The sequence below is a fragment of the Sphingobacterium sp. HSC-15S19 genome, from assembly GCF_050433745.1.
Taxonomy (GTDB): Bacteria; Bacteroidota; Bacteroidia; order Sphingobacteriales; family Sphingobacteriaceae; genus Sphingobacterium; species Sphingobacterium siyangense.
Genome location: NZ_JBNPWQ010000100.1, coordinates 1 through 1,352, shown reverse-complemented (window position 1 = coordinate 1,352; position 1,352 = coordinate 1). Strand labels below are relative to the sequence as shown.

Here is a 1,352-nt window from a genome sequence, read left to right as displayed (position 1 = left end):
TGGTTCTTCCCCACTTTTGGTGGTCAAGACGGAGCGTATACTACACGTTTCCTCAATAAGTCAAACCCCGCTCTACCATACATCTGCCTCTTAATCATTTTCAGTCGGTTCACGTTTCCTTCCACGGGACCATTACTCCATGGTAAGGTGAGCGCATTTTCAACAGCGGGGCAATCGGCGAGCAGTCCTTTTGCGAATGATGCTATTTCTTTTAGTCCCGAGGTGCTTGATTTCTCGATCCACTCCCTCAATTTTGTATCGCCCGACTTCTCAGCCATTATTTTACGGAAGGATTGCACTAGGATAAAAGTCTTATTCAGCTCTTTGGAGGATTTGCATAATTCGCGGATGATATTCCGTTGGTCATCCCACAGATTTTGTTGATCTGACAGAAACCATATCGCCGCTGATGATGGTTTAAAAGTTGCTGCACCATGATTCGGTAATTCTTTAGTGAACCCAGCTTTTTTGCCCACTCGGATCCCATAGAATTTCAAGCCTTCTGAGAAAGTTGAATAGGCTCCTTTATATCCTTGGGTTCTGAGCTCCTGCCACAATGTGGTGATCAATATGCTCGGCTCTTCCTCCATACGCTTTTTTATATGCGTAAAGAATTTTTCAAGCGGATTAATCTTGCATTGAGATTTCCGGGGCAAGGTCTCCATGTCCAGATAGTTTTTGACGGTTTGTCTGTGCATGCACAGATGCCGTGCCATGGCACGTATGGAATATCCTTTTTTCTGTAATTCCTTCAGTTGCTCAAACCGCTTTAAGCGGATCCCGCCATGAGCTGAATCCGGAGAGCTTCTGTTTTCAGATAGTGTGCTTTGATTTTCAGCTATTTGTTGATCGTCAACCCGCAACTGCTTATTGGCCAACAAAGCTGTGGCTTTGCTGTAATGCCTGATCAAAACTTTCTGTACCGCCTCACTTAAATTTTTCAACAAGTGCCAACGATCGGTGACCTGGATAGATTGGGGAGCACCCAAAGTAATAGCTTTTCGATAGTTACTGTATCTATCCCGGCTCATTACTTCAATCTCTGGACGTTCCTGTAGCCATTTACGCAATGTCTCCTGTTCACGGTCTGGTAATAGATCTATCACTTTCCCTGTGTGGAGATTGACCAAAATACTACCGTAACTTTTCCTTTTTTTGTAAGCCCAATCGTCTACGCCAATGGCGGTTACACCTTTTGCTGGTGAAAAATCGCATTTTTCAATCAACCGTAGTATAGTCGTATCGCTCGTGGGTATCGACAATATGGTACAAATCCGCTGAGCAGGCCTTCCTCCGGCAAGAAGCCCAAGTTGTCTGATCTTACTTTCCAGACGCTCAGTCCTCCGTTTATA

1 protein-coding gene is annotated in these 1,352 nt (G+C 44.7%); it reads right to left on the bottom strand.

Annotation, left to right across the window (positions count from 1 at the left end; genetic code table 11):
* Positions 1–23: 23 nt before the first annotated feature.
* A partial coding sequence (locus tag L1283_RS28475) for an ISL3 family transposase (RefSeq protein WP_429626817.1) occupies positions 24–1,352 on the bottom strand: 1,329 nt, incomplete at its 5' end.